Genomic DNA, 22168 nt, shown 5'->3' on the forward strand with positions numbered 1-22168 from the left:
CTTTTTGTCGTTATTATATTTTGCGATGTTTCTTTAAAGCAAATACATTTCCTACTGCAAATAATAGTGAAAAAAGAAGTAAAACAGTAAGATCTAAAGCAATTTCTGCAAATCCTTGATTCCGAATCATTACTTGTCTCATAGCGTCAGCACCATATGTGAGTGGAAATAATTTACCTAACATTTGTAACCATGTATTCATGGATTCCATTGGAAACAACCCAGAAAAGAAGACTTGTGGCACGATAACAAGCGGTATAAACTGAATCATTTGAAATTCATTATTTGCGTATGCCGATAGAAATGTGCCTAATGTTAGTGCAGTTAAAGAAAGCATACATGTTATAAGTAGCGTTAGCCATATTGAGCCAGCTACATATAAATCTAAAATATAAACTGAAAAACTTACAATTATAATAGATTGTATAAATGCAAAGATTCCAAAACCAATAATATATCCTACAACTATTTCCCATCTTCTCACTGGTGTGGACAATAATCTCTCTAATGTACCACTTAAACGTTCTCTTACGAAAGAAACTCCGGACAATATAAATACAAAGAAAAATGTGAAGAAACCTATTAACACGGGACCAAGTCCATCAAACATCGTAATATCTTTAGAGCCATGTAAATAATCCACTTCAGGCTTCATCATTGATACATCATTCTTCTCTGTACTCTTTTGCAATACTTGAAGTACCGCACGATTTTTTGATGAATCACTACCTTCTAATAGAAGATTCATTTTTCCATTCTCTAGATGAATTACTGCATCTACCTTTTGCTTTTCTAACTCCGAAATTGCCTTGTCTTTACTATATTCATAAATTGATGCTTCTTGATTTTTCATTGCTTTTACTATAGGAGCAGGCACATCGACTACAGCAATATGCGGTATGTAGTCTTTTTGTGTAAATACTAGAGACAATAACCAAAGCAATAACATTGGTGCCCCAAACATCATTGCTAAAGAACGCTTATCTCGAAAAAATTGACGAATGATACGGATGACTACACCGTTAACTCTCATGATTCAATCACTCCTTCTAACATAAAGACATCTTCAATTCTTCCAGAAGATGTTTGTTTTTTCAATTCCTCCGGTGTGCCAATCGCAACTAAATTTCCTTCTCTAATTAGCCCTAGACGTTCGCAAAACTCAGCTTCATCCATAATGTGCGTTGTTACAATAATAGTTGTTCCTTTCTTTTTAAGATCATAAAACTTCTCCCAAATCGATTTTCGAAGAAGAGGATCTATCCCAACTGTTGGCTCATCTAAAATCAATATTTCAGGTTCATGAAGGAGTGCTATCGCCAATGATAAACGTTTTTTCATTCCACCTGAAAAATGCTGTACTTGCTTTTTCATATGCTCTGATAATTGTACAAGTTCAAAAACTTCTTCGATTCTCTCTTTCTTACGCTTACCTTTTAACCCATACATCGTTGCAATAAAATCTGCATTTTCATATGCCGATAGTTCTTCATATAATGCATCAGCCTGAGCCATATAACCAATTCTTTTCATTTCATTTAAATTAGGCATGTTTGTATTAAAAACAATGACATCCCCTGTAGTTGACTCATTAATACCTGCAATCATTTTAATAAGTGTTGTTTTCCCTGATCCGGAAGGTCCAACCAAGCCAAAAATCTCTGCTTTTTCTACTTGCAACGAAAGGTTATACAAAACTTCTTTTTTTCCAAATTTTTTTGATACATCTCGTAAAATAATTGAAGATTGCTGCACACTAAATCCCCCTTTTCTATAAAATGAGTGAGTACTCACTTTTATTTTACTCTCGAGTTATTATATGTCAAACAATACTAATAAATATTTTTTCTGTTAATTATTAAAACAATGAAACAGAGTCGACATTAGAATATCTTTTCTTAAAGTCGACTCTGTTTCATTGAAAATCATTCGATTTTTGTTATGTTTTTAAATTTAAATACCTTCTAATTCTAGCAACATCTAAAGAATATTCGATAACTATTTGCTGTATTGGTAAAATAACCGTTTCCGGATATAAATGTGCATATTGTAACGTTTCTGCATACTTTTCTAACCGTTTTTCTAAATACTTTACAATTTGTTCAGGATGACTTACTAATAAAGACGTACTATAATAATGAATTTGCTCCTCGATCGCCGTATATTCTTCAATTTCAAATTCTTTATGCATTTGTACACCCCTTTATATTTTTAATATCGTTTAATAATAACTATTTTAACTCGACTAATTTTTATTTTTTTGATTATTTACACTATAACAAACTCAATAGGTCAAATTTTGTTACTTTATGTAACGTTGAAAAATTTTAACAAAATTGTAATGGAAATTTGTACTGAAGAAAAACTACCTTTAAATTATTCCCCTGAACAAAAAAGCCGTACAGATTAATTTAACTGCACGACTACAATCTCAGGTCTATTAAAAATTCTTTGCGGAATGATACTATTGCCTAATCCTCTACTAACTATCATAGACGTATTTTGTTTTTCATATAAACCCGCTGTATATTTGGGCAGTATTCCTTGATTAGGAGCAACTAATCCCCCAATAAAAGGTAACCGAACTTGTCCCCCATGTGCATGACCCGATAAAACTAAATCTACTTTCTCGTCAGCATACTCTTCTAAAAATTCAGGCCTATGGGATAATAATACATTATACCTATCTGGCTGCGTTTCAATTTTTGCTTTTACAATTGCATCTTTTACAATACTTCCTTCATCAATATCTCCAGTATTAAATTCCGGATCATCAATTCCTAACAAGTTTATTTCGTGTCCTCCCTTTTGTATTATTACATGTTCATTTCTTAAAACAGTGACATGCTGTTTCTTTAATTCTTTTTCTAAACTGTTATATTTTCCTGACCATTTTTCATGATTTCCTGTCACAAAATATACCGGATATTCCTTTACAAGTTCTCGTATTACTTGCATACTAATTTCTGCATCGTACGATTTACTGTCTATTAAATCACCCGTAATAGCAATAATATCTGGATTTATGCTTTTTACTTTTTGAATTAAAACGTCTTGATTATCACCAAATTTTTTATTATGTAAATCTGAAATTTGTAGTATTTTATATCCTTTAAAAGAAGAGGGAATTTTACTAGAGGTTATTTTAACCTCAGTTATACTTATTAAATTGTTTTGTAAATATAAAAAGATACTAATGCCTACTAATATACCAATAATTAATATGATTCTTTTAGTCTTCTTGTTCATATTTCCTCCTAAAATCTTGATCAGTACTACAGTTCACAATAAATATTACGTGCCCTTCGCATTCAGAATAACTGAAATTTTTTAATTGATTTGTAGTATTTGTTATAGTTTTATACGCCACTTATAAAATTTTTCAATCGCATGCGTGTATGATGTCATGCTCATTTTTCAGTAATTTTATAGCAGATCACTGGAATCTCTTTATAATATTAACATTTATCTTACTTAGTTTGATAACTATATCATGATAATTCCTATAGTTTTTTATAAAAATATTGTGTACTTTTCTCGAAATATATACGACATTTGATTACAAATATATTATTACCACTACGATTTTAATTTGTTTAAAACGTACAAAGAGAGAATTGAAACACTAAATTGCCTTATGAAAAGGTATTACTGTATTATTTGTTAGAAAATTGAAAAAACATGTGTAGATAGCTATCATTGTAAGTGCATATATAATTAACTTTAATTTTCTGACATAATTTCACATAATTCTTAAACTAGTTTTTTGCATGCATTATGAAATAAAATATTGCCCCATGTCAGTCTTTAAAAAATTATATATCATAACTTTAAGGGAGGAAGAAAACTATGAAGATGAAAAGAAAAATCATGATGACGACAGCACTTGCAGCTACATTGGCTACAGGTGCACTACCAAGTACATCGGTGTTTGCTGCTGAAAAAGAGGCTCCTATCCAACAAGAAGAGACACAGATGAGTATTCAACCATTTGCACAAAATAATTTGGAAACAGCAGTTAAAGCTGCCTTAAATGGTCCAGAAGTTAAAAAAATTAAAGTATTTGAGCATGAATTTAATGTAAAACCAATTGAAGTAGTAAATTTAGGTGTCGGTAAAACATATGTTAAGGGACAAATTTCTCATCATTTAAGTTTTCGTCCAGATGATCAATTTTATTATGAGTTTACAGTGCAAGATGGAAAGGTAATAGATAAGCCTGTATTTAATATTGATAGAGGTGGTTGGACACCTTTTGCCGCTCCACTTTTATCAATTCTTGCTGCGTATAATGGGATTCCAGTTAATCCAAATGATTTAAATGCACTTGGTCAACAAATTGGGAAAGTTATAGATGGAAGCTGGGAACACGCAGCCCAATCTATCGCAACTGTAGTTAGTTTAAGTTTCAATGAGTAGAATTTTTTGATTTTTATAAGCCTTGCAGCGGCCCGTTTTTCGTAGATAACCTTATTATAAGAAATTCTGAAACAGCTATAAATAGATTTATACCACTCAGTCACATTATCTTGATTTGTTAACCACCTTATCATTCATTATATGTCACAAAATAGAAGTCTTTTTTAAGACTTCTGTTTTGTTTGTATACAGTACAGCGAAAAGTTTGTTTTTTTACTTATCTATGCTTCCATTCTTTAAGAATCCGTTTGGCTATTAGATAAAATTTATTACAACAATCTATTAAAATCTCAAGTAACTTACCACCCCTATTTTATATTTTTTTCAAACACAAACATTCATTACTTTAAGGATAAAAACAATAGATATAGTTAAAAATCACTTTATTTTATTATATCTATTGTTTAAAAGTCAGGAGAGATAAAATGCACAAAATAAAAATGAGAATGTTATTAAAAATTAGTATCTTTACTTGTTTTATACTAGCAAGTTTAAGTACATCATCTACTATTTTTGCTGATAGTCATCCCGGTTATTCCTATGAATCCAATATAGGCTATCAAAATCCAGCGTGGATGTCGAAAGTAGCAGATTCAACAAAATTAAGTGAAATATCTATTCCAGGGACTCACGGTACAATGGCTTTACATGGAGCAAGTTTTCTTGATGAAAATTTGACAAGAAATCAAACTATGAGTCTACCCCAACAATTAAATTCTGGAATTCGATATGTAGATATGCGTGTTAAACGTGTTAAAGGGTCTTTTGCAATGTACCATGGGATTGTAAATCAAAAAGCGATGTTTGAAGATGTATTAAAAGAGGCAATTCAATTTTTAAAAGATTATCCGACAGAAACAATTTTAATGCGCTTAAAAGAAGAAACTACTCCTGAAAGTGGCTCACTATCATTCGAAGAAATACTTAAAAAATACAAAGACCTTAATTCCTCCTATTTTTGGGATCCGAGTTCTGTACCAACTTCAAAAAGAAATAATCCTACTCTAGGCGATATCCGAGGGAAAATTGTAATCTTACAAAACTTTACAGCCTCTCAGCAATATGGTATTAATTACGATAGCTTAAATATACAAGATACATTTGAAATTGAAAACGGACCAGACGGAATGTATGAAAAATGGAATGCGGTGAAAACCCACCTTCAAAATGCAAATAATAATTTTAACAATGATAAAATCTATCTTAACCATTTTAGTGGCACAGGTGGTGCTGCTGCATTATTAAATAATGTTTATCCTTGGTTTGTTGCAAGTGGTAAAGAGAGCAGAAATACTGATAGTAACCCCAAGATGATTCAAAAAGCTACAACTAATGCGTGGAAAGATTTCCCACGTGATATAAATGGTCAAGTATTTTATGGTGGAATGAATACACTTGGAACTGAGCTATTACAACAAGGTGGAATTAAACATACTGGTATCATTGCAGCTGATTTTCCTGGACCAGGTTTAATTGATAGTATCATTAAATTAAATGGTATATATTCGAATGAAAAAGAAATATTAATTTCGCAAATTTCTTCCGAATCTAGTCCTTTATCCGGTCAAAAAAATCGATCCAGTCAAAACTTTAAAATTGATAGTTTACCTGTAGGTACCAAGGAATTAAAATGGATTATTGAGCCTTCAGAAAAAGATCATCCTTCTACTATTTCTTTCAATGTAATGATTGATGTTTCCCTAGGTACAGATTCTATTCGTTGGAAAAATATTTCACATGGATCTAGGACTGAAGCTTACACGAATACTAAATATTATATTGCAAGTCCAATTGGTGCCACTAACAAATTTACAGTGAAAATATACGCTATTACAAATTAGAAAATAAAAAATCCCAATGGTATTCCTTTTTGATGGAATACCATTGGGATTCTTTAATGATTTCATTTCGTATGTATTGGGATGGAGATTAAAAACTGCAGCCCTGTTCCGGTATTGCACATAGAATAAATGATAACTACCCTTTTCCACTTATCATTTATTTAAAACTGGCTTCCAAAGCGATAGTGCAAAAATCCAATTTGGATCGCCGTTCCCTTGATAACTTTGAACCGATTCATACACTTTTCCCTCATGTACTACTTTATCACCTTTATTGTATGCTTTTCTTGCATCCCATTTTTCATAAGTAGAGTCCTCTAGCTTTGTTGTTACAGCTAAATCAACCGCCGTAACTACATATTTATACGATGTATTTGCCTTTAAATTTTTATCCATAAAGGATGTATTATCCGTTGTCCCAATTTTATTCATAACCCCTGCGTTTTCTCTATATACAACATAATGGTCAACACCTACATTATCTTCAGACGGACTCCACATCAAATCAACAGTTGTCGCCGTTGTACCCATACTATGTAATCCTTTAGGTTGAGTCGGAGCCTCTATATCTGGAATTTCATTTGATGTCTTAATCTTTAGTTTTTCACTTTCTTTTGATATGTTTCCAGCGGCGTCTAATGCCTTTATTGTATACGTGTATTCCTTACCTGCTGTTAGGTTTTTATCAGTAAAAGTTATACCTGGTACCGTATCAATTACTTCTCCATTACGTAACACTTGATATTCTTTTACGCCTACATTATCAGTTGAAGTCTTCCATGTTAGTTCGATACCATTGGCAGTGACTTTAGATGCATTTAATCCTATTGGCTGACTCGGTGCTACTGTATCAGGAATTTCATTATTTACTAGATTTACATCAATTACGTTATAAAACGCATTTGATGTATCCGCTATATCCCATACAGCTAAAATAACATGATAACCATTACGATCAGTTGGTACATTAATTGTATGTGTTAAATTATTTGATGCTGCCGAACCATCATGATTTACAGTTCCAATTGGTTCTAATTCAGCTCGTGTTAATGGTTTATTAGAATCCCATCCCTTTTTGGTAATGTAATAATGCCATTTACTTGTAGAGTGTGCCGCTGTATATTTCCATGTAAATGTATTAGCTCCACCATTAATTATGTTTTTGAACCAGCGATTTGATGTTTGTTGGTCCAAACTGCCCCCAAACAGTCCTCCAGCTGATGCAATCTTCCCATCAATTGGTCCACCTTCAGGAAATCCTTTCGGAGCCTCTAAGCTTTGGGGTTCGTACATTATATTTCCGCAATTTAAATTTAACGCTCCATAATTCTGACTACATAAAGCAGCACGGCTACCTGGTTTTTCAACAAACCCATGTGCATATGCATTCTGAGGAATCATTGTAATTGCCGTCACTCCTACAGCTAAAACGCAAGCACCAATTCCTTTTTTACTTTTTCTTAATCTTTCTAATTTAGATGTTAATTTCAAGTTCATTCTTGTCCCCCCATATTTTGTTTACACTAATATAATAGCAATATAGGAATACACAAACAAATCACCTACTAATATAATAATATTTCACAAAGATAGGCACGTTTATTATATTTTTCAATCTCATATCAAGCTAAATTAAATAAAATAGCTCTATTTTGTATCATTATGTATTAAAAAAGAAATAAAAAACATACAAAATTTCACGAAATATTCAAATATTATGCTCGCAATTATTTAATCTTCTTCGATAGCTACATTATTAATGCAATATTATTCATACTAATTCAACAAAAATATAGGCTATTCTTTTTATGCATTCCTGCAAAAGTGAATAGCCTATATTCCGAGAAAGATTAATATAATCCTTCAGTAAATGAAATAAATACAATTTATTGTTAACAAACAGAAAAAAGCCTGGAAGAGACTGATTAACTCAGTTTTTTCCAGGCTTTTTTCTGTTGATATCCACATATAGTCACAGAATTATAAAAAACATGTATGATATATAAACACAAATTCTTAAATCCTAAACTTTTACTCCTAAGATTACAGCTTGCATAACCTAGAGAATAAGCAAGTTTTTTAACAATTAAATGATTCGATCGTCAGTTAAATTCAAAAATTGAATGCAAATTTAACTGTATAGTTATTATTAATGGCCATCTCCTGCTCTTTACTTCCTTACTCTTTTTTACCTACAGCCAAATCACAGGATTTTTATCACATTTTAATAAATTATTATATTATTTTTATCTAATAAGGCACAGAAACAAATAAAAAACCTTAGTGCTTATGAGAAAAACGTTTTTAGGGTGAAACATTTTTCAGGGTACTTTTTTACTGGTTTTTATTAAACGTTCCTGTACCTGATATTTAAATTAACTTATGTCACAATATTTTACAATGCAAGTATTAAACAATACATAACTGTATAGAATATGATACATTTCATCAGCATACCTTATCTGATCCTTATTTTAAATATAGAAAATACAGCTCTTATTGTTTAATTTTAAAAATAAAATAATAACAATTAAGGATACCAAGTTCATAATTGTCACAATTTAATTTTATATGAACCCTATAACATCCTTAATTTATTTAATCTGTAAATAGTCGATGTTGTTATATTTTTTCATTTTGTTATTGTACATTTGTACATTTGATGTTAGGATTATGCCTATTAAAATTGAATGTTATCGTTCTTCTTTAAGATTTCTATATTTTATTTGTGATAATTAGTTAATTTTTAGCACATTCCCACAGATATAACAGTTAACTAAACTTATAATAATCACACAAAAATAGAATTTTATTTACATTTACAAAATAAACATATTGTTATTATTAAATAATGTTGTAAAATACCTTTAGAATGGAAAGATTTATGTAACAACGTGTTAAGGGGTTACAGGGGGAACTAAAATGAGAAGCTTTTTTGATGATAAGTATAAAAATATTGAATTAAAAAGGAGGTTAATAAATTTAATAAGTGAAATTAGCGAGTTTAAAGGAAAATTAGTTGCTTATCAGGAACAAAATCCTGACATATTTAATAGTTTAGAAAAGACTATACCACTACATTACATTAAAAACTTCACTACTATTTATGAGGATATAAAAGTTCCTAATAAAAGATTAAAAGAACTTATTTTAGATGATGTAGTACCTCAAAACATCTCAGAAGATGCTACTTTTTGTTATTATCAAACACTTTCTTTTGTACATAAAAACTCCTGTACTTTATTAATTAACCCAGAAACTATACAGGAATTACATTTTCAACTAATACATTACATTACCTCTGACAGTGCCAAATGGCGCGAAAAACCATTTATCATTCCAGGTATCCCAGAATATGGAATGCATTTGAGTAGTTACCGCATTCTTCCACATGAGCTTATTCCACAGTTTATGGAACAATTATGTGATCAATACAACTCATTAAATACTAGTAAGGAGCTACATTCACTTTTATTAATAGCTCGTTTTATATTAAATTTTTATTGCATAGTCCCTTTCAATCAAGGTAATGGTAGACTGGCACTTATGTTAATGCAATTGTTATTAATTAAGAGTGGCCATACATTTGTAAAATATGTATGTTTGGATAAATATATCAAGAAAAATGAATCTGAATATTACAATTCAATTTATAAATCTTCGGTAAATTGGTACTGTGAGGAACATAATAGTAGCTTTTGGTTAAAAACGTTTTTAACTATTATATTAGAGGCTTACAAAGATCTTCATAATACAGTTCTAGATTCTATATGTAAACATACTAAAGTTGAGAGAATTCAGGATTTTATACTTAAACAAAAACAACCCTTTACTAAGGAGAGTATTCGTAACACATATCCAGACATAGCAGAGAGTACAATCAGTAAGGCTTTAAATTCCTTGCAATTGTTTGGCCATATTAAGCTAGTTAAAAAAGGAAGAAATGCAAGTTGGATTAAAATTTGACCATACTTTTAAAACACTTACGGTCCAAAAAAAGAAAATTATAACTTTATCATTTAATTTCATGACTTTGGACTCATATTCATTGAATTTCATTTTAATTTTAAGCTATTATTACTACCTTTAGTTATTTCTAATCCCAACAAAACATTTTATAAAAAAGGTATCTTTTCCCATGCCTTTTCCTATAAATATAGTATATAAGCACATAATAATTGTCGAAAAAAGTCGTATTTTAATGTTTTTTCTTTATTTTCTTGTTGTAAACGCTTCAATTTCATGTTACCATCTTAATCAAACAATAGATGGTGATAAAAATGAAAGTATTTTTTTCCCTTAGAAACATATAAACGTACGGTAATATCAAGAAAATAAGGCCAAAGAAATATTTGATACCTACCAAAATAACTAATAGGAATTTTGTCGCATTTATTTTTCTGTTAATTCAGAACAATAATTCGCATTTTGTCCCTAAACAAATTTGTTAGCGTGCAAAATTCAAATAAACTAAAACACCCAAATAAATAAAATGTCCTCTTTTATTGAGCATTGAGGTATGGAAAAAAAATTATTCCTACAAAATTCAGCTGAGTAACATAAAGACATCTAAATTACTACCTTTATCGCCATCTATCGTTGACAACATATTTACCAACTATAAAAAAGAACCTATCGAGGGTTCTTTTTTATTATAATCATTCAAATTTCAATTCTATCTTGTACTTAGATTTCTACACAAATTACATCTACTTTTTGCTCTCAATTATTGAATTTATAATATAGCACATCAAACTTAGTTATTCTTGATCTCAATCAGTTTAAATTAGTGAATAAAATTCAATCATATAATAATAATAAATACAACTAATCGTTATATATTAAAGAGGTGTCAATCTTGTCCTTAAATGAAGAGACCTTAGAAACTAAGACAGATATAACCATTGAAAAAATCCAAACAAGTAACTTAAATGAACTTAAAAATACATTAGATAACATCTTTGATATTAGTGCAGATTTGATTGAACATCCTTTGCAATTAAAAACAAACACGAATATTTTACTATATTATTTTGAAGGCCTTACAGATGGTGTTGCATTAAAAGGAAATGTTGTTACACCATTATTACAAGAAGTGAATGAAGACAGTCAAATATTTAATTCTAATATTATTGCTACTCATACGAAAATAGTATATACGTGGAATGAAATTAAAGAAGGATTACTTGAGGGACAATGTGTACTGTTTATGGAAGGAGAAAAGAGGTCCCTTCTAATAAATACAAAAGGTTGGGCAGAGAGAGCGATTCAAGAACCCATTTCAGAAGTTACTATTAAAGGCTCACATGATGGGTTTATTGAGAATGCCACAAAAAACATAGGCTTAATTCGTCGATATATTCCTTCTACTGAATTGAAAATTAAAAAATTGACAATTGGAGAACGCGCCACTTCTTTAGTCTATTTAATTTACTTAGGGGATGTAGCAAACGAAGATGTGGTCCAAGAAATAGAAACTAGAATCTGTAAAATTAAAACGGATGCGGTATTGAGCATTGGAGAATTATCTAATTTTACAAAGGATCAAAATTGGACTCCTTTTCCACAGGCTTATTTAAGTGAACGCCCAGATGCCATTTCTAATCATATACTTGATGGAAAAGTAGCAGTGTTAATTGATAGATCTCCTGGTGCGATGATTGTCCCAATGAATTTAATTGGATTTTTTCAGACTCCAGATGATTATAATATACATTGGCTCATTGCATCATTTTTTCGCTTATTACGATTTGCAGGATTTAATATAGCTATTTTTTTACCTGCATTTTATATTGCTATAGTCTCTTTTCACTTTGAAATCATTCCTTTAGATCTATACACTTCTATTGCAACGTCAAGAGTTAAAGTCCCTTTCTCTCCTTTATTAGAAGCTTTTATAATGGAAATCACACTAGAAATGCTACGTGAAGCTGGTATTCGCTTACCACAACCAATTGGACAAACAATTGGAATTGTTGGAGGGATTGTAATTGGGCAGGCGGCTGTTCAAGCTGGGCTTGTGAGTAATGTTATGGTTATTATCGTGTCTATTACTGCCATTGCATCATTTATTGTTTCTAATTATGATTTATCAAGTTGTATTCGGCTTATTCGTTTTCCAATGATGTTATTGGCCTATTTTTATGGGATTGTAGGTATTGTTAGTGGATTAATGCTCTTATTTGCTCATTTTGTTTCACTAACTTCCTATGGTTCACCATATGGATTGCCAATTGCACCTTTTCGTTTCCAAGAGTTAAAAGATTCTTTTGTAAGATTTCCTATTTCTATGATCACCACCCGCTCGAGTACAGGACAGCCGAAACAAAGAAAGAAAAAAGAAGGTGGTTCACATGGGGAATCTTAAATTCCAAAGCATAACCTTATTCGAATATATTGTTTTCATTCATTCACTGCAACTTGCATCAGGTATGTTAATTATGCCAAGCCCTCTTGCCACTACCGCTGGTACAGACGGCTGGATTTCTATCATTCTGGGATGGATAATTACTTCTATAATTGGCGTAATTATTATATTAATGTTACAAAAAAATCCCAACAAAAATTTCTCTCAGATCTTAAATACATACTTTGGTAAATGGCTAGGGACAATTTTTCTTCTTTTATATGCCTTTTATCTATTTTTTGCTGGTTTTAATACTTTATTAAAGGCAACTGATATTGTAAAAGTGTGGATATTCCCTTCCACTCCTGCTTATCAAATCGCCATATTATTACTATTGCCTTTTATCATTTTAGCCCTGAGTGGGTTAAGGGCTCTTACTAGTTATTCTATGCTTGTTTTCTTCTTCACTACTTGGATGCCACTATTTCTTCTTTTTTCATTAAAAAGTAACTACAATCCTTTACATCTACTACCTATTTTTAAAGATGGCATATACCCTATTCTAAAGGCAACAAAAGAAACCATTACTCCTTATGCAGGCTTAGAAATTGCATATTTTATTTATCCGTTCTTACAAAAAAAACAAAAAGCCATAAAAGGAATACTAATAGCGAATACTGGAACCATGTTTTTCTATATATATGTGACTATTCTTTCTTATATATACTTTAGTCCGGAGGGGATAAAAGACGTAATTTGGCCAGTATTTCATCTGTTAAAAGGGGTTCGTTTTTCTTTCGTAGAACGATTAGAAATTATATATATCGCTTACTATTTGATTGTATTTTCCACTACAATATATCCGTATTTATTTTTCAGTTTCGAATCTGTGACCATTTTATTTCAAAAAACCGTTCGCAATTGGGTGCTAGTTGGTTTTATGCTATTAATATTCGGCTTATTCGTTTTTCTAAATCCCGATGTGGATCAATATTTATTTATATATTCTCTTATGGATATATTAAATATCATTTTCTTTATTTTATTACCAATCTTCTTTTTCGCTTACAGCATTCTTTTTACTTGGTTTACTAGGAGGAAACAGCTTTGATTCGAAAATGGATATGGATTGTAATCTGTTGTGTATGTTTAATTGGTTGTAGTCAGAGAATTCCTCTTGAGAAGGTTTCATTAATCCTTTTAATTGCCTTGGATAGAAACTCTAATGGAGACGTCAAGGTGGGCACAAGCATACCACTCTTTCATCATAAACAGCAAAAAAGTACTATAGAGCATTGGACGCAGGCATCAACTGTATATAATGGATTCAGTAAGATAGATACGAAGTTAACGGGTTATATGACAGCCTCCAAAGCCGAAATCATTTTAATTGGAAAAAAATTAGCACAAGAAGCAAATTGGATGCAGGAGCTTGATTCTTCTTACCGTGATCCTTACGCTACCATTAATGCTAAAGTAGTACTTGTTGATGGACCTGTAGAAGAAATTTTCACAATTAATAAGCCCGATAAACCATCACTACCATCTTATATAAGTAGTGTAATCGAATCCTCCATTCAAAATAATCAATCCGTTTCTTCCACTATTCAACAATTAATGAGAGAAAAAAATGAAGAAGGAATGACACAAGCTGTTCCAGTTATCAAAAAAACAAAAAATGAAATTGACACGATAGGAATTGCACTTTTAGATCGACAAGGAAAATTTTTAACTCGTATCCCTAAAAAAGATGTTAAATTCTTCAATCTTATAAATAAGCCCAAAAATAAAGGTCGGATGATACTACACCTTGCGCTTCCTCCTAAAAAATCCAACAAAAAACCAAACACTTCTATCTTGGTACAGAATGCGACAAGGAAGGTAGATGTTAATTTTCAAAACGGAAAGTTTGTATTTAATCTCGATATAAATGCAAATGTAGCTTTAATAGAAAAAAACAATGCGAATTTAATTAAGGGACATTATGATAATAAAAAAAACATAAATAATTTAAAGAGCGCTATTCAAAAAGAAATTAATAAGAAGTTACAAGATATTTTGGATGAAATACAGCAGAATAAAATTGATCCAATCGGATTATCCCTATATGCTAGAGCTTTTCAATATAAAGAGTGGAAAAAACTAAAAGGAAATTGGTTGCAAGCGTTAGCAGAGGCTAAAATAAATGTAAAGACACACGTCAAAATAAAAGATACTGGGACCATTAGAAATTAGATCACCCTATTCTTGTATTTTATATAATTTCTCCTATGAATTTTCCTTCCTCCAGTATTATTATGTGAAGAGTGATTATACTTGAGGAAGGGTCTTTTGATTTGATTCTAGCCAATAGATTTTTTCTTTTATACTATTCATGATAGGAATACAAGAAAGCGATTCTTTTCACATTAAAAAGAATCGCTTTCCAAGTTCATATTTTCAATTACATTAAATAAAGAATTGAGAGATTATCACCTAAGAGCCTTAACTATAACTTCAGCTGCCTCTGCAATTAGTTGATTATCATAGGTAGCCTCTTTCTCATCTTTACTAGATAAAATTGCGATGATAATGGGTGCTCTATTCGGCGGCCAAACGATAGCAATATCATTTCGTGTCCCATAACTTCCAGCTCCTGATTTATCTCCAACTACCCAGTCAGTTGGTACGCCTGCACGAATAAGTTTGTCTCCTGTAGCATTTCCTTTCATCCACTCTGTAAGAATTTTACGTTTATCAGCTGGAAGTGCATTTCCGACCGTAAAAGCCTTAAGATTGGTAGCAATTGCTTTTGCTGTACTAGTGTCACGAATGTCTCCTGGAATAGCCTCGTTTAACTCTGTCTCAAAGCGATCAGCCATAGTAACCCGATCACCCATCTGTCTAAGCGCTTTTTCATATCCCTTAGGTCCGCCTATTTTATGAAATAAAATGTTCCCTGCAGTATTATCACTGGAACGAACAGCAGCCTCAGCAATTTCTCCTAGTGCCATTCCGGTATCTACATGTTTCTCAGTAACAGGTGAATATTCCACTAAGTCGTCTTTCGTATAAGTGATAACTTCATTTAATTTCTCAATTGAGTTTTGCTGTAGCAATACTCCTGCCGCTAATGCCTTGTAGGTTGATGCAAAGGCAAATCTTTCGTTAGGTCGATAAGCAATTGTTCGATTTGTACCAGTATCAATAGCATACACACCTAATCGAGCATCAAATTTTTTCTCAAGTTGAGAGAATTCTTTATACGTCGCATGATTTTTATGTTTAACTGGTCCGGTCTTTTCTTTCGCTTCAACTTGCAATGCCCCTCCTGTAAAAGCTTCTAGACTTGTAAGACTTAAACCTAATATACCAACGCATATACCTATTTTTAGCATCCTCTTGTTTTTCAAAATCATCATTCCTTTCAAATTTTCAATACTGAAAACAAGTAGTAAATTCAATACACTGTATCCTATTTGAACACCTGTTTTTATACGTACACATAATAGACCATCTAAGAAACAAGTTTGTTCCATAAATTTAAAACCTTTTTAACTAGTAGCCAAGATATTAACAAAAGTAAGAAATAGCAACTATGATAGCTGCTATTTCTCATTTCAAATCTCACTTTTTCTTTAACTTATAAAGGCTTTTATATAAACAGGGTCTCTTCCCCTGAGAAAAGTGCACAAATTTTACTAATTTTGATTCGAACTATCTGTACTAGCAGCTTCACCATGTATACGTTGCTTTTTTAAATCAAAGTATACATCTAAAATTTCCTTCCCAATTATAGAATTAATTCCATTTTTATCATCATGAAGCCATGGGACTACTACAGAAAATGCTACTTCTGGATTATCATATGGAGCATATCCAACTAATGTTAAGTTGTAACATTCCATACGTTCTCCTTTTGCATTTCTACCAATTGGATCATCTCCACCATATACAGTTTGAGCTGTCCCTGTCTTTCCTGCTGGTTTGTATGGAGCATTCTTGAAATACTTCACGCCAGTTCCATCACCTTCTTGGAATACCCATCTAAAGCCTTCTTTTATCCGATCAATATGTTCTTTCTTCATATCAACTCGATTTAATACGACAGGCTCTATAGAGCGTATAACTTTGCCAACTTCCTCTTCTTTTATTGATTGTTCTCTTATTTCTTGTACAATTTGGGGTTGCATTCTATATCCACCGTTAGCAATAGTTGAAATATATTGTGCCAATTGCAATGGCGTATAAGTATCATACTGACCGATAGAAAAATCTAGTAAAAACCCGGGTTGACTATCTACTTTTCTAGTTTGCCCAATTATTTCATTCGGTAAATCAATACCTGTTGGTACCCCTAAACCAAATTGTTTAAAATAATAACGCATCTTATCAAATGCTTCTTGTTTAATATCCAATGAACCATTCGGTACGTAATTAACTCCCGCAATTTTTAAAGCTGTCTGGAACATGTATACATTCGAAGATACTTGTAAAGCTCGTAAATCATTAATATTACCAAATCCGGATACATTCCATGATTTCTTGGCTTGTGTACCTTTAAATTTCATCGGTGCATCATAAAATTGATCTCCTGGCTGTATTGCCCCTGTCTCATATCCAGTTAATAACGTTGCGCCTTTTACAGCTGACCCTAGCTCATACGAAGTTGTCATGTTACCTAATGCCAAATCCTCAATCTCTATTTTCCCTTCTTTTTCTACAATCTTTTTGCCTGCCATAGATAAAATCTGTCCGTTATTTGGATTTGTCATGACGACAAACGCTCGGTCCAACAGTGGCTCTGAACTCTTAAAAGCTCTCAAATTTTTCTCTATACTTTCTTCCACTTTCTTTTGTAATTCCATATCAATCGTTAATGTTAAACTACTACCACTTTTTCCTTTAGAGATTATTTCTGTGTTTATAATGTTTCCTGATTTATCAGTAATGTTTTTCACTTCTTCTTTTGTGCCGTGTAATACATCTTCATATCGTTGTTCAATATAACTTTTTCCTACACGATCATTACGGTTATATCCACGTACCAAATAAGAATCTAAGTTTTCTTTCGGTAGTCCTTCTTCACTACTTGTAATATTCCCTAACACGGAACGAAATAAATTACCATTTACATAATTACGTTCCCAATCAACTGTTGTATCTACTCCTGGAAACTCCGCAAGGTTTTCACTTATCCGCGCATATTCTTGATCTGTCACATCTTTTTTAATAATTTGTGGTGTCAGTTGATAACCTGAACTCATTTTACTTTTAATAGCTAACACCTTTAAATCTTGTGCTGTTAATTCTGCCAATTCTACTTCTGTAACGCGACTTCGTCTTAAGTCTTGAATTTTTTTGTCTAGTTCTTTTCCCTCTATTCCCTTTTCTTTAAACTTTCCTATGTCTTTTTTAGTAATCTTTGATTCCGCACGTTTCGTATTCAATTGCATCCAGAAATCTTTTTTATCGATATCGGTTAACTTATTTATATCTTGTTCAGGCATTTCAAGTACTTTCGCCAATTCTTTTGCTGTTTTTAAAATATCTTCACTCTTTATCCCCTTCACCCTTGTATACGTAATTGCGCGAAGAGATTTATTATTAACGACCGTTTTCCCTTCTCGATCTAGAATTTGTCCACGTGGAACTGGTATACTAGTTGTTTCATTTTGACTGTTTTCCACTTGGTTCTTATAAGCCTCTCCCTCAACGATTTGTACTTTTCCTAGCTGCATAATAATAGCTGAGAATAGTACAAATATGCAAAGGAACATTATATTTAATCGAATAGATATATATGTCTTCTGCTTCTTTCCTTTTTGTTTTTTCATAAATCCTCCATATAATTCTTCCGGAACTCCTCACTAATACTTAGTAAATAAATATACTAAATACGTTCCCTATATATTAGAAACCACCATTCAGTTATAAATAGTGTCTTATCTTTTTTTCTAAATCCTTGTAAGCTTCAATTCCTTTTGGTTTAGCCTCGTAATTGATAAATCTCCCTTCCTGTTTTTCTCTCTATTTTTTTGTCGCTTGCATTAGAAATGCTAAACTGTATAATGACTCATATTAAACTTACACATAGACTTGCTAGTAACTTTTCATACTGATTATTCCTTTCTTCATGCTGTAATACTTAATAGACAACCTAAGTAATAAAGTTGTTCCACATTTACAAAAAAAATAATTAACTATAAGATGAAATAGGCTACATAAGGGAGGGTTATATGTTACATACAAAAAGATGGAGATTTTTTGCGGTTCTTTCTATTGTAGGTTTGGTTTTACTAATTTTATTAAAAATCAACTTCATTTCAATTACTATCGCAACTTCTTCAGCTGAAAGAGGAAAAATTTTTGATCAAAATGGTGTAATACTAGCTACAAATAAGAAAGTTAAGTCTCTATATTGCACTTCTAATGATGAAAAGCTATCGAATCAAGATACATCAAACACATTAGCTTTTTTCAATCAATTTTCAAGCGAGTTTCAACATGACATTTCTGCAGAGGACATAAAATCGCAATTACAACAATCTTGTAAAAAGCAGACTATGAATGATATACCGTTATACTCTGACATAAATGAGAATGAACTTACATTCATAAACAAGAACAAACCCAATAATGTAATAATCAAAGATGAATTGATTCGATATTATCCCAAACATGAAATTGGTTCACAGCTAATTGGGTATGTAGAAAATGACCTTAATTCTAAGTATGGAACTGTTGGAAAAAGTGGGATTGAGCTTCAATATGAAAATGATTTAAAAGGAAAACCAGGAAAAACTCTGATTTTTAAAATGAATAATAAAAAGTTCTTATGGAACATTCAAAAAGTACAAAACGGAAAAGATGTCTGGCTAGCTTTAGATTCTAATCTGCAGCAAAAAACAGAGGAAGCATTAAGAGCTCAAATTAAGAAAACACCTGATGCTAATGCTGGTTATGCTGTAGTGACCGATGTAAAAACTGGTGCAATTTTAACTATGGTCAACTCAGCAGTTTTTGATCCAAATACATTACATACACATGTATCATCTAAAAAAGAAAACATCAAATCATTGTCGCAAAATAAAGCAATTCAAAAATTAAAGTATGGTGAATCTTATGTAAATATGGCCTCTACTATAAAGCCACTTACTATTTTAATTGGATTAAACGAAAAGCTTTTTCAACCTGAAGATACTTATTTAGATAAAGGTACTTTTCAGTATGATAATCAAAATAACATTACTAATGCACCTGGAACGCCAACAGGTGAAATTACACCGAGCCAGGCTATCATTAATTCATCTAATACATTTATGACAGCAAAAGTAGCTCTACCCTTATTCAACCAAAATAATGGGAATATAGAAAAAGTAGCAAATATATGGACAAATTATTTAATGCAATTCGGCCTTCGTTCTAAAACTGGGATCGATTTACCCTTTGAAGAAGATGGAAAATATGAATTTCATCCATCTAATAAGTTTGAAAATGGAATCTCTGCTTTATTAAATGCTTCTTGGGGAGGAAATGAAGTGCACACTCCTCTTCAACTTGCTCAATATGCAGCAACTTTGGCAAGTAAAGGTGATAAATATAAACCTCAAATCGCAAGTGCTATTATTGGTCAGGACGGTAAGGAAACAAGAAAGTTTAAACCAATATTAGAAAGTTCAAATCGTTATCCTATGAAATTTTGGAGTGTCGTGCAAGGTGGGATGAGTCAAAATATAGAGGAGATTAAAAACTTGCCTTTTGATGTCGCAGGTAAAACGGGTATTACAGGTTCTCCGAACGAGCAAGAAAGAGTGATCAATCATTCTCTATTCATTGCATATGCTCCTGCCAAAGATCCACAAATAGCCATTTCTGTTGTTATTCCTGGTGGCAATTTAGAAAAAAACAGCGCTGCTCTCGTTACATCAAAAGTTTTAGAGTCTTGGAATACACTTCAAAAAGAGGATAAAGAGGAAGGTTCATTAAAGTGAACCTTCCTCTTTTACCATATAGAATCTATATTTGTTATTTTCCATATACCTTCATAATTTTTTTCTAATATGAAAGAATATTTAATATCAGTTAAAACATACTCTTTTTGTACATATCCAGTATTACCGTTAATAGTCGATATTTTTACATATCCATCCTTCTGCACTTTTTCCGGGATCCAAGCTTTCACCGTTTCATTAGATACTTCATATAAAACTTGTGATTCTCGATTTGGTTCAGCTAAAATTTTCGTTTTGTTTCCAGTAACAGTTGCAAATATAAAATGTTCTTGCTTTGATTGATTACTTTCTGTCAATCCACTTGGCACTTTGTAAACTTTCTTCGTATCATTCACAAATTCTCCTCCCATTGTAAGAGCAACTTGCAACTCATGGAAAATATCCTCATCAAGCTGTAATTCATCCTTCTTATACATACTCCCTTTAAATATAACTTCATCATTTAATGCTCTATACAAATCATTTTCATTTTTAGAATTTGTACTTCGATTTAAGTCCTTTATAAATTGTTTTAGTGAGGGATCTTGAGCAGATTCATCTTTTGTTTTAGGCTCAATTTGAGTACTACTTTGTACCGGTGATTTATTATCATCAAGCCAAGGTTGTTGAACAATAAAAAATAACATTGTACAAGCCAAAACAACTACAATAGGCAATACTTTTCTACGAAATGGTCTTTTGTATGTTGCAGAATCTACTTCACTATTTTGGTATACCGATTGCTTTATTTTATAAATAAATTCTTCTTCATCTTTACGATTCTCCATTGGTCCATTTTTTAATTTGCTATACCAGTCGGGATTTTTTTTATTGTTCATCACTTCTACCCTCCTCTATTAATTTTGAAACCTTACTTCTCGCTCGGCTTAATCTAGATTTTACAGTTCCAATTGACACTCCTAATGTTTCAGCCATTTCTTCATAAGATAATTCATATTTCGCGTCCAATATTAGTATTTCACGGTGTTTTTTAGGTAGTTTTAATACAACCTCCCACACTTCATTCATTTCCTCTTGCTTAAAAAATTCTTGTTCTGCCGATGGAGATTGCTTATCGTCACTAAAAAATCCCACTAAAGATATCCTTTTAAAATAAGAGGATTTCAAATAGTTTATTGCTGTATTTCTTGTGATTTTTAATATCCACGTTTTAATAGATGACTCCTTTCGAAACGAATGCCAATGTTTAAAAACCTTTATAAATACATCTTGCGTGATGTCATCTGATAAGTGTGGATCTTTCGTAATAATAAAGGAATAATTCCATACATCTTGCCAATAATCTTTAATAACATAGTCAAGCTCATCATGATTACACTTTTCAATAAACGTCTGTTCCATTTCCACACCTCAAACTTATTTGAATAAACATAAAGCTGCCCTCACTTTTAATATGGTTTCAATATATAGACATGATACAAGTTTCATTTGTTCCATTGTTTATCTTTTTTTTGATAGAAGAATTCTCCTGAAAAATGTAAAGGTATGCAATACATTTCATTACATAATCACCTTTACATTCTTTTTTATGACAGGCTCCAAAAAAACAAGTAATGCATACAATGTTA

16 protein-coding genes and 1 pseudogene are annotated in these 22168 nt (G+C 31.6%); 8 read left to right on the forward strand and 9 right to left on the reverse strand.

What is annotated here, in order from left to right; genetic code table 11:
• Positions 1–13: 13 nt before the first annotated feature.
• The 4 genes from FT637_RS24020 to FT637_RS24035 form a co-directional block, all read right to left on the reverse strand.
• Positions 14–1033 carry an ABC transporter permease gene (locus FT637_RS24020; protein ID WP_193648417.1) on the reverse strand — a complete coding sequence of 340 codons (1020 nt, stop codon included), beginning with the start codon at positions 1031–1033 and terminating at the stop codon, positions 14–16.
• Positions 1030–1755 carry an ABC transporter ATP-binding protein gene (locus FT637_RS24025; RefSeq protein ID WP_193648418.1) on the reverse strand — a complete coding sequence of 242 codons (726 nt, stop codon included), beginning with the start codon at positions 1753–1755 and terminating at the stop codon, positions 1030–1032. The genes FT637_RS24020 and FT637_RS24025 overlap by 4 nt, the downstream gene beginning before the upstream one ends.
• A gap of 184 nt (positions 1756–1939) precedes the next feature.
• Positions 1940–2191 carry a hypothetical protein gene (locus FT637_RS24030; protein WP_002017002.1) on the reverse strand — a complete coding sequence of 84 codons (252 nt, stop codon included), beginning with the start codon at positions 2189–2191 and terminating at the stop codon, positions 1940–1942.
• A 215-nt stretch (positions 2192–2406) separates the two neighbouring features.
• On the reverse strand, positions 2407–3249 hold the full coding sequence (locus FT637_RS24035; RefSeq protein WP_193648419.1) for a metallophosphoesterase: 843 nt from the start codon (positions 3247–3249) through the stop codon (positions 2407–2409).
• Between the two features lie 600 nt (positions 3250–3849).
• On the opposite strand from FT637_RS24035, the gene FT637_RS24040 reads away from it, so the two are divergent.
• The gene (locus tag FT637_RS24040) at positions 3850–4419 is read left to right on the forward strand and encodes a methyltransferase (protein ID WP_193648420.1); all 570 of its coding nucleotides are present in this window, start codon (positions 3850–3852) and stop codon (positions 4417–4419) included.
• A gap of 425 nt (positions 4420–4844) precedes the next feature.
• Positions 4845–6260, forward strand: a complete 1416-nt coding sequence (locus FT637_RS24045) for a phosphatidylinositol-specific phospholipase C (protein ID WP_193648421.1) — start codon at positions 4845–4847, stop codon at positions 6258–6260.
• A 153-nt stretch (positions 6261–6413) separates the two neighbouring features.
• Here FT637_RS24045 and FT637_RS24050 read toward each other — a convergent pair whose 3' ends face one another.
• A complete protein-coding gene (locus FT637_RS24050) occupies positions 6414–7757 on the reverse strand; it encodes a lytic polysaccharide monooxygenase (protein WP_193648422.1) in 1344 nt (447 codons plus the stop codon).
• Between the two features lie 1425 nt (positions 7758–9182).
• On the opposite strand from FT637_RS24050, the gene FT637_RS24055 reads away from it, so the two are divergent.
• From FT637_RS24055 to FT637_RS30060, 5 genes and pseudogenes are all read left to right on the forward strand, one after another.
• Positions 9183–10226, forward strand: a complete 1044-nt coding sequence (locus FT637_RS24055) for a Fic family protein (protein WP_193648423.1) — start codon at positions 9183–9185, stop codon at positions 10224–10226.
• Between the two features lie 892 nt (positions 10227–11118).
• Positions 11119–12627 (forward strand): spore germination protein, encoded by a 1509-nt coding sequence (locus FT637_RS24060; RefSeq protein ID WP_193648424.1) that lies wholly within the window; start codon positions 11119–11121, stop codon positions 12625–12627.
• Positions 12614–13717, forward strand: coding sequence for a GerAB/ArcD/ProY family transporter (locus tag FT637_RS24065; protein WP_193648425.1), 1104 nt, complete (start codon positions 12614–12616; stop codon positions 13715–13717). Before FT637_RS24060 ends, FT637_RS24065 begins: the two co-directional genes overlap by 14 nt.
• Positions 13714–14841 carry a Ger(x)C family spore germination protein gene (locus FT637_RS24070; RefSeq protein WP_193648426.1) on the forward strand — a complete coding sequence of 376 codons (1128 nt, stop codon included), beginning with the start codon at positions 13714–13716 and terminating at the stop codon, positions 14839–14841. Before FT637_RS24065 ends, FT637_RS24070 begins: the two co-directional genes overlap by 4 nt.
• Positions 14842–14980: 139 nt before the next feature.
• A pseudogene (locus FT637_RS30060) lies at positions 14981–15058 on the forward strand (undecaprenyl-diphosphatase); the annotation flags it as partial.
• Between the two features lie 19 nt (positions 15059–15077).
• On the opposite strand, the gene bla reads toward FT637_RS30060, so the two are convergent.
• Positions 15078–16004, reverse strand: a complete 927-nt coding sequence (gene bla, locus FT637_RS24075) for a class A beta-lactamase Bla1 (protein ID WP_413773245.1) — start codon at positions 16002–16004, stop codon at positions 15078–15080.
• Between the two features lie 282 nt (positions 16005–16286).
• Positions 16287–18422 (reverse strand): peptidoglycan D,D-transpeptidase FtsI family protein, encoded by a 2136-nt coding sequence (locus tag FT637_RS24080; protein ID WP_193648427.1) that lies wholly within the window; start codon positions 18420–18422, stop codon positions 16287–16289.
• Between the two features lie 402 nt (positions 18423–18824).
• Between FT637_RS24080 and FT637_RS24085 the strand changes: the two genes are divergently transcribed.
• Positions 18825–20579, forward strand: a complete 1755-nt coding sequence (locus FT637_RS24085; protein WP_193648428.1) for a peptidoglycan D,D-transpeptidase FtsI family protein — start codon at positions 18825–18827, stop codon at positions 20577–20579.
• Between the two features lie 11 nt (positions 20580–20590).
• Here FT637_RS24085 and FT637_RS24090 read toward each other — a convergent pair whose 3' ends face one another.
• Both FT637_RS24090 and FT637_RS24095 read right to left on the reverse strand, forming a co-directional pair.
• Positions 20591–21418: an SH3 domain-containing protein gene (locus FT637_RS24090; RefSeq protein WP_193648429.1), complete on the reverse strand. Its 828-nt coding sequence runs from the start codon at positions 21416–21418 to the stop codon at positions 20591–20593.
• Positions 21408–21941 (reverse strand): RNA polymerase sigma factor, encoded by a 534-nt coding sequence (locus FT637_RS24095; RefSeq protein ID WP_193648430.1) that lies wholly within the window; start codon positions 21939–21941, stop codon positions 21408–21410. The genes FT637_RS24090 and FT637_RS24095 overlap by 11 nt, the downstream gene beginning before the upstream one ends.
• Positions 21942–22168 lie beyond the last annotated feature (227 nt).

The sequence above is a fragment of the Bacillus cereus genome (assembly GCF_015071065.1).
GTDB classification, from domain to species: Bacteria; Bacillota; Bacilli; order Bacillales; family Bacillaceae_G; genus Bacillus_A; species Bacillus_A cereus_BA.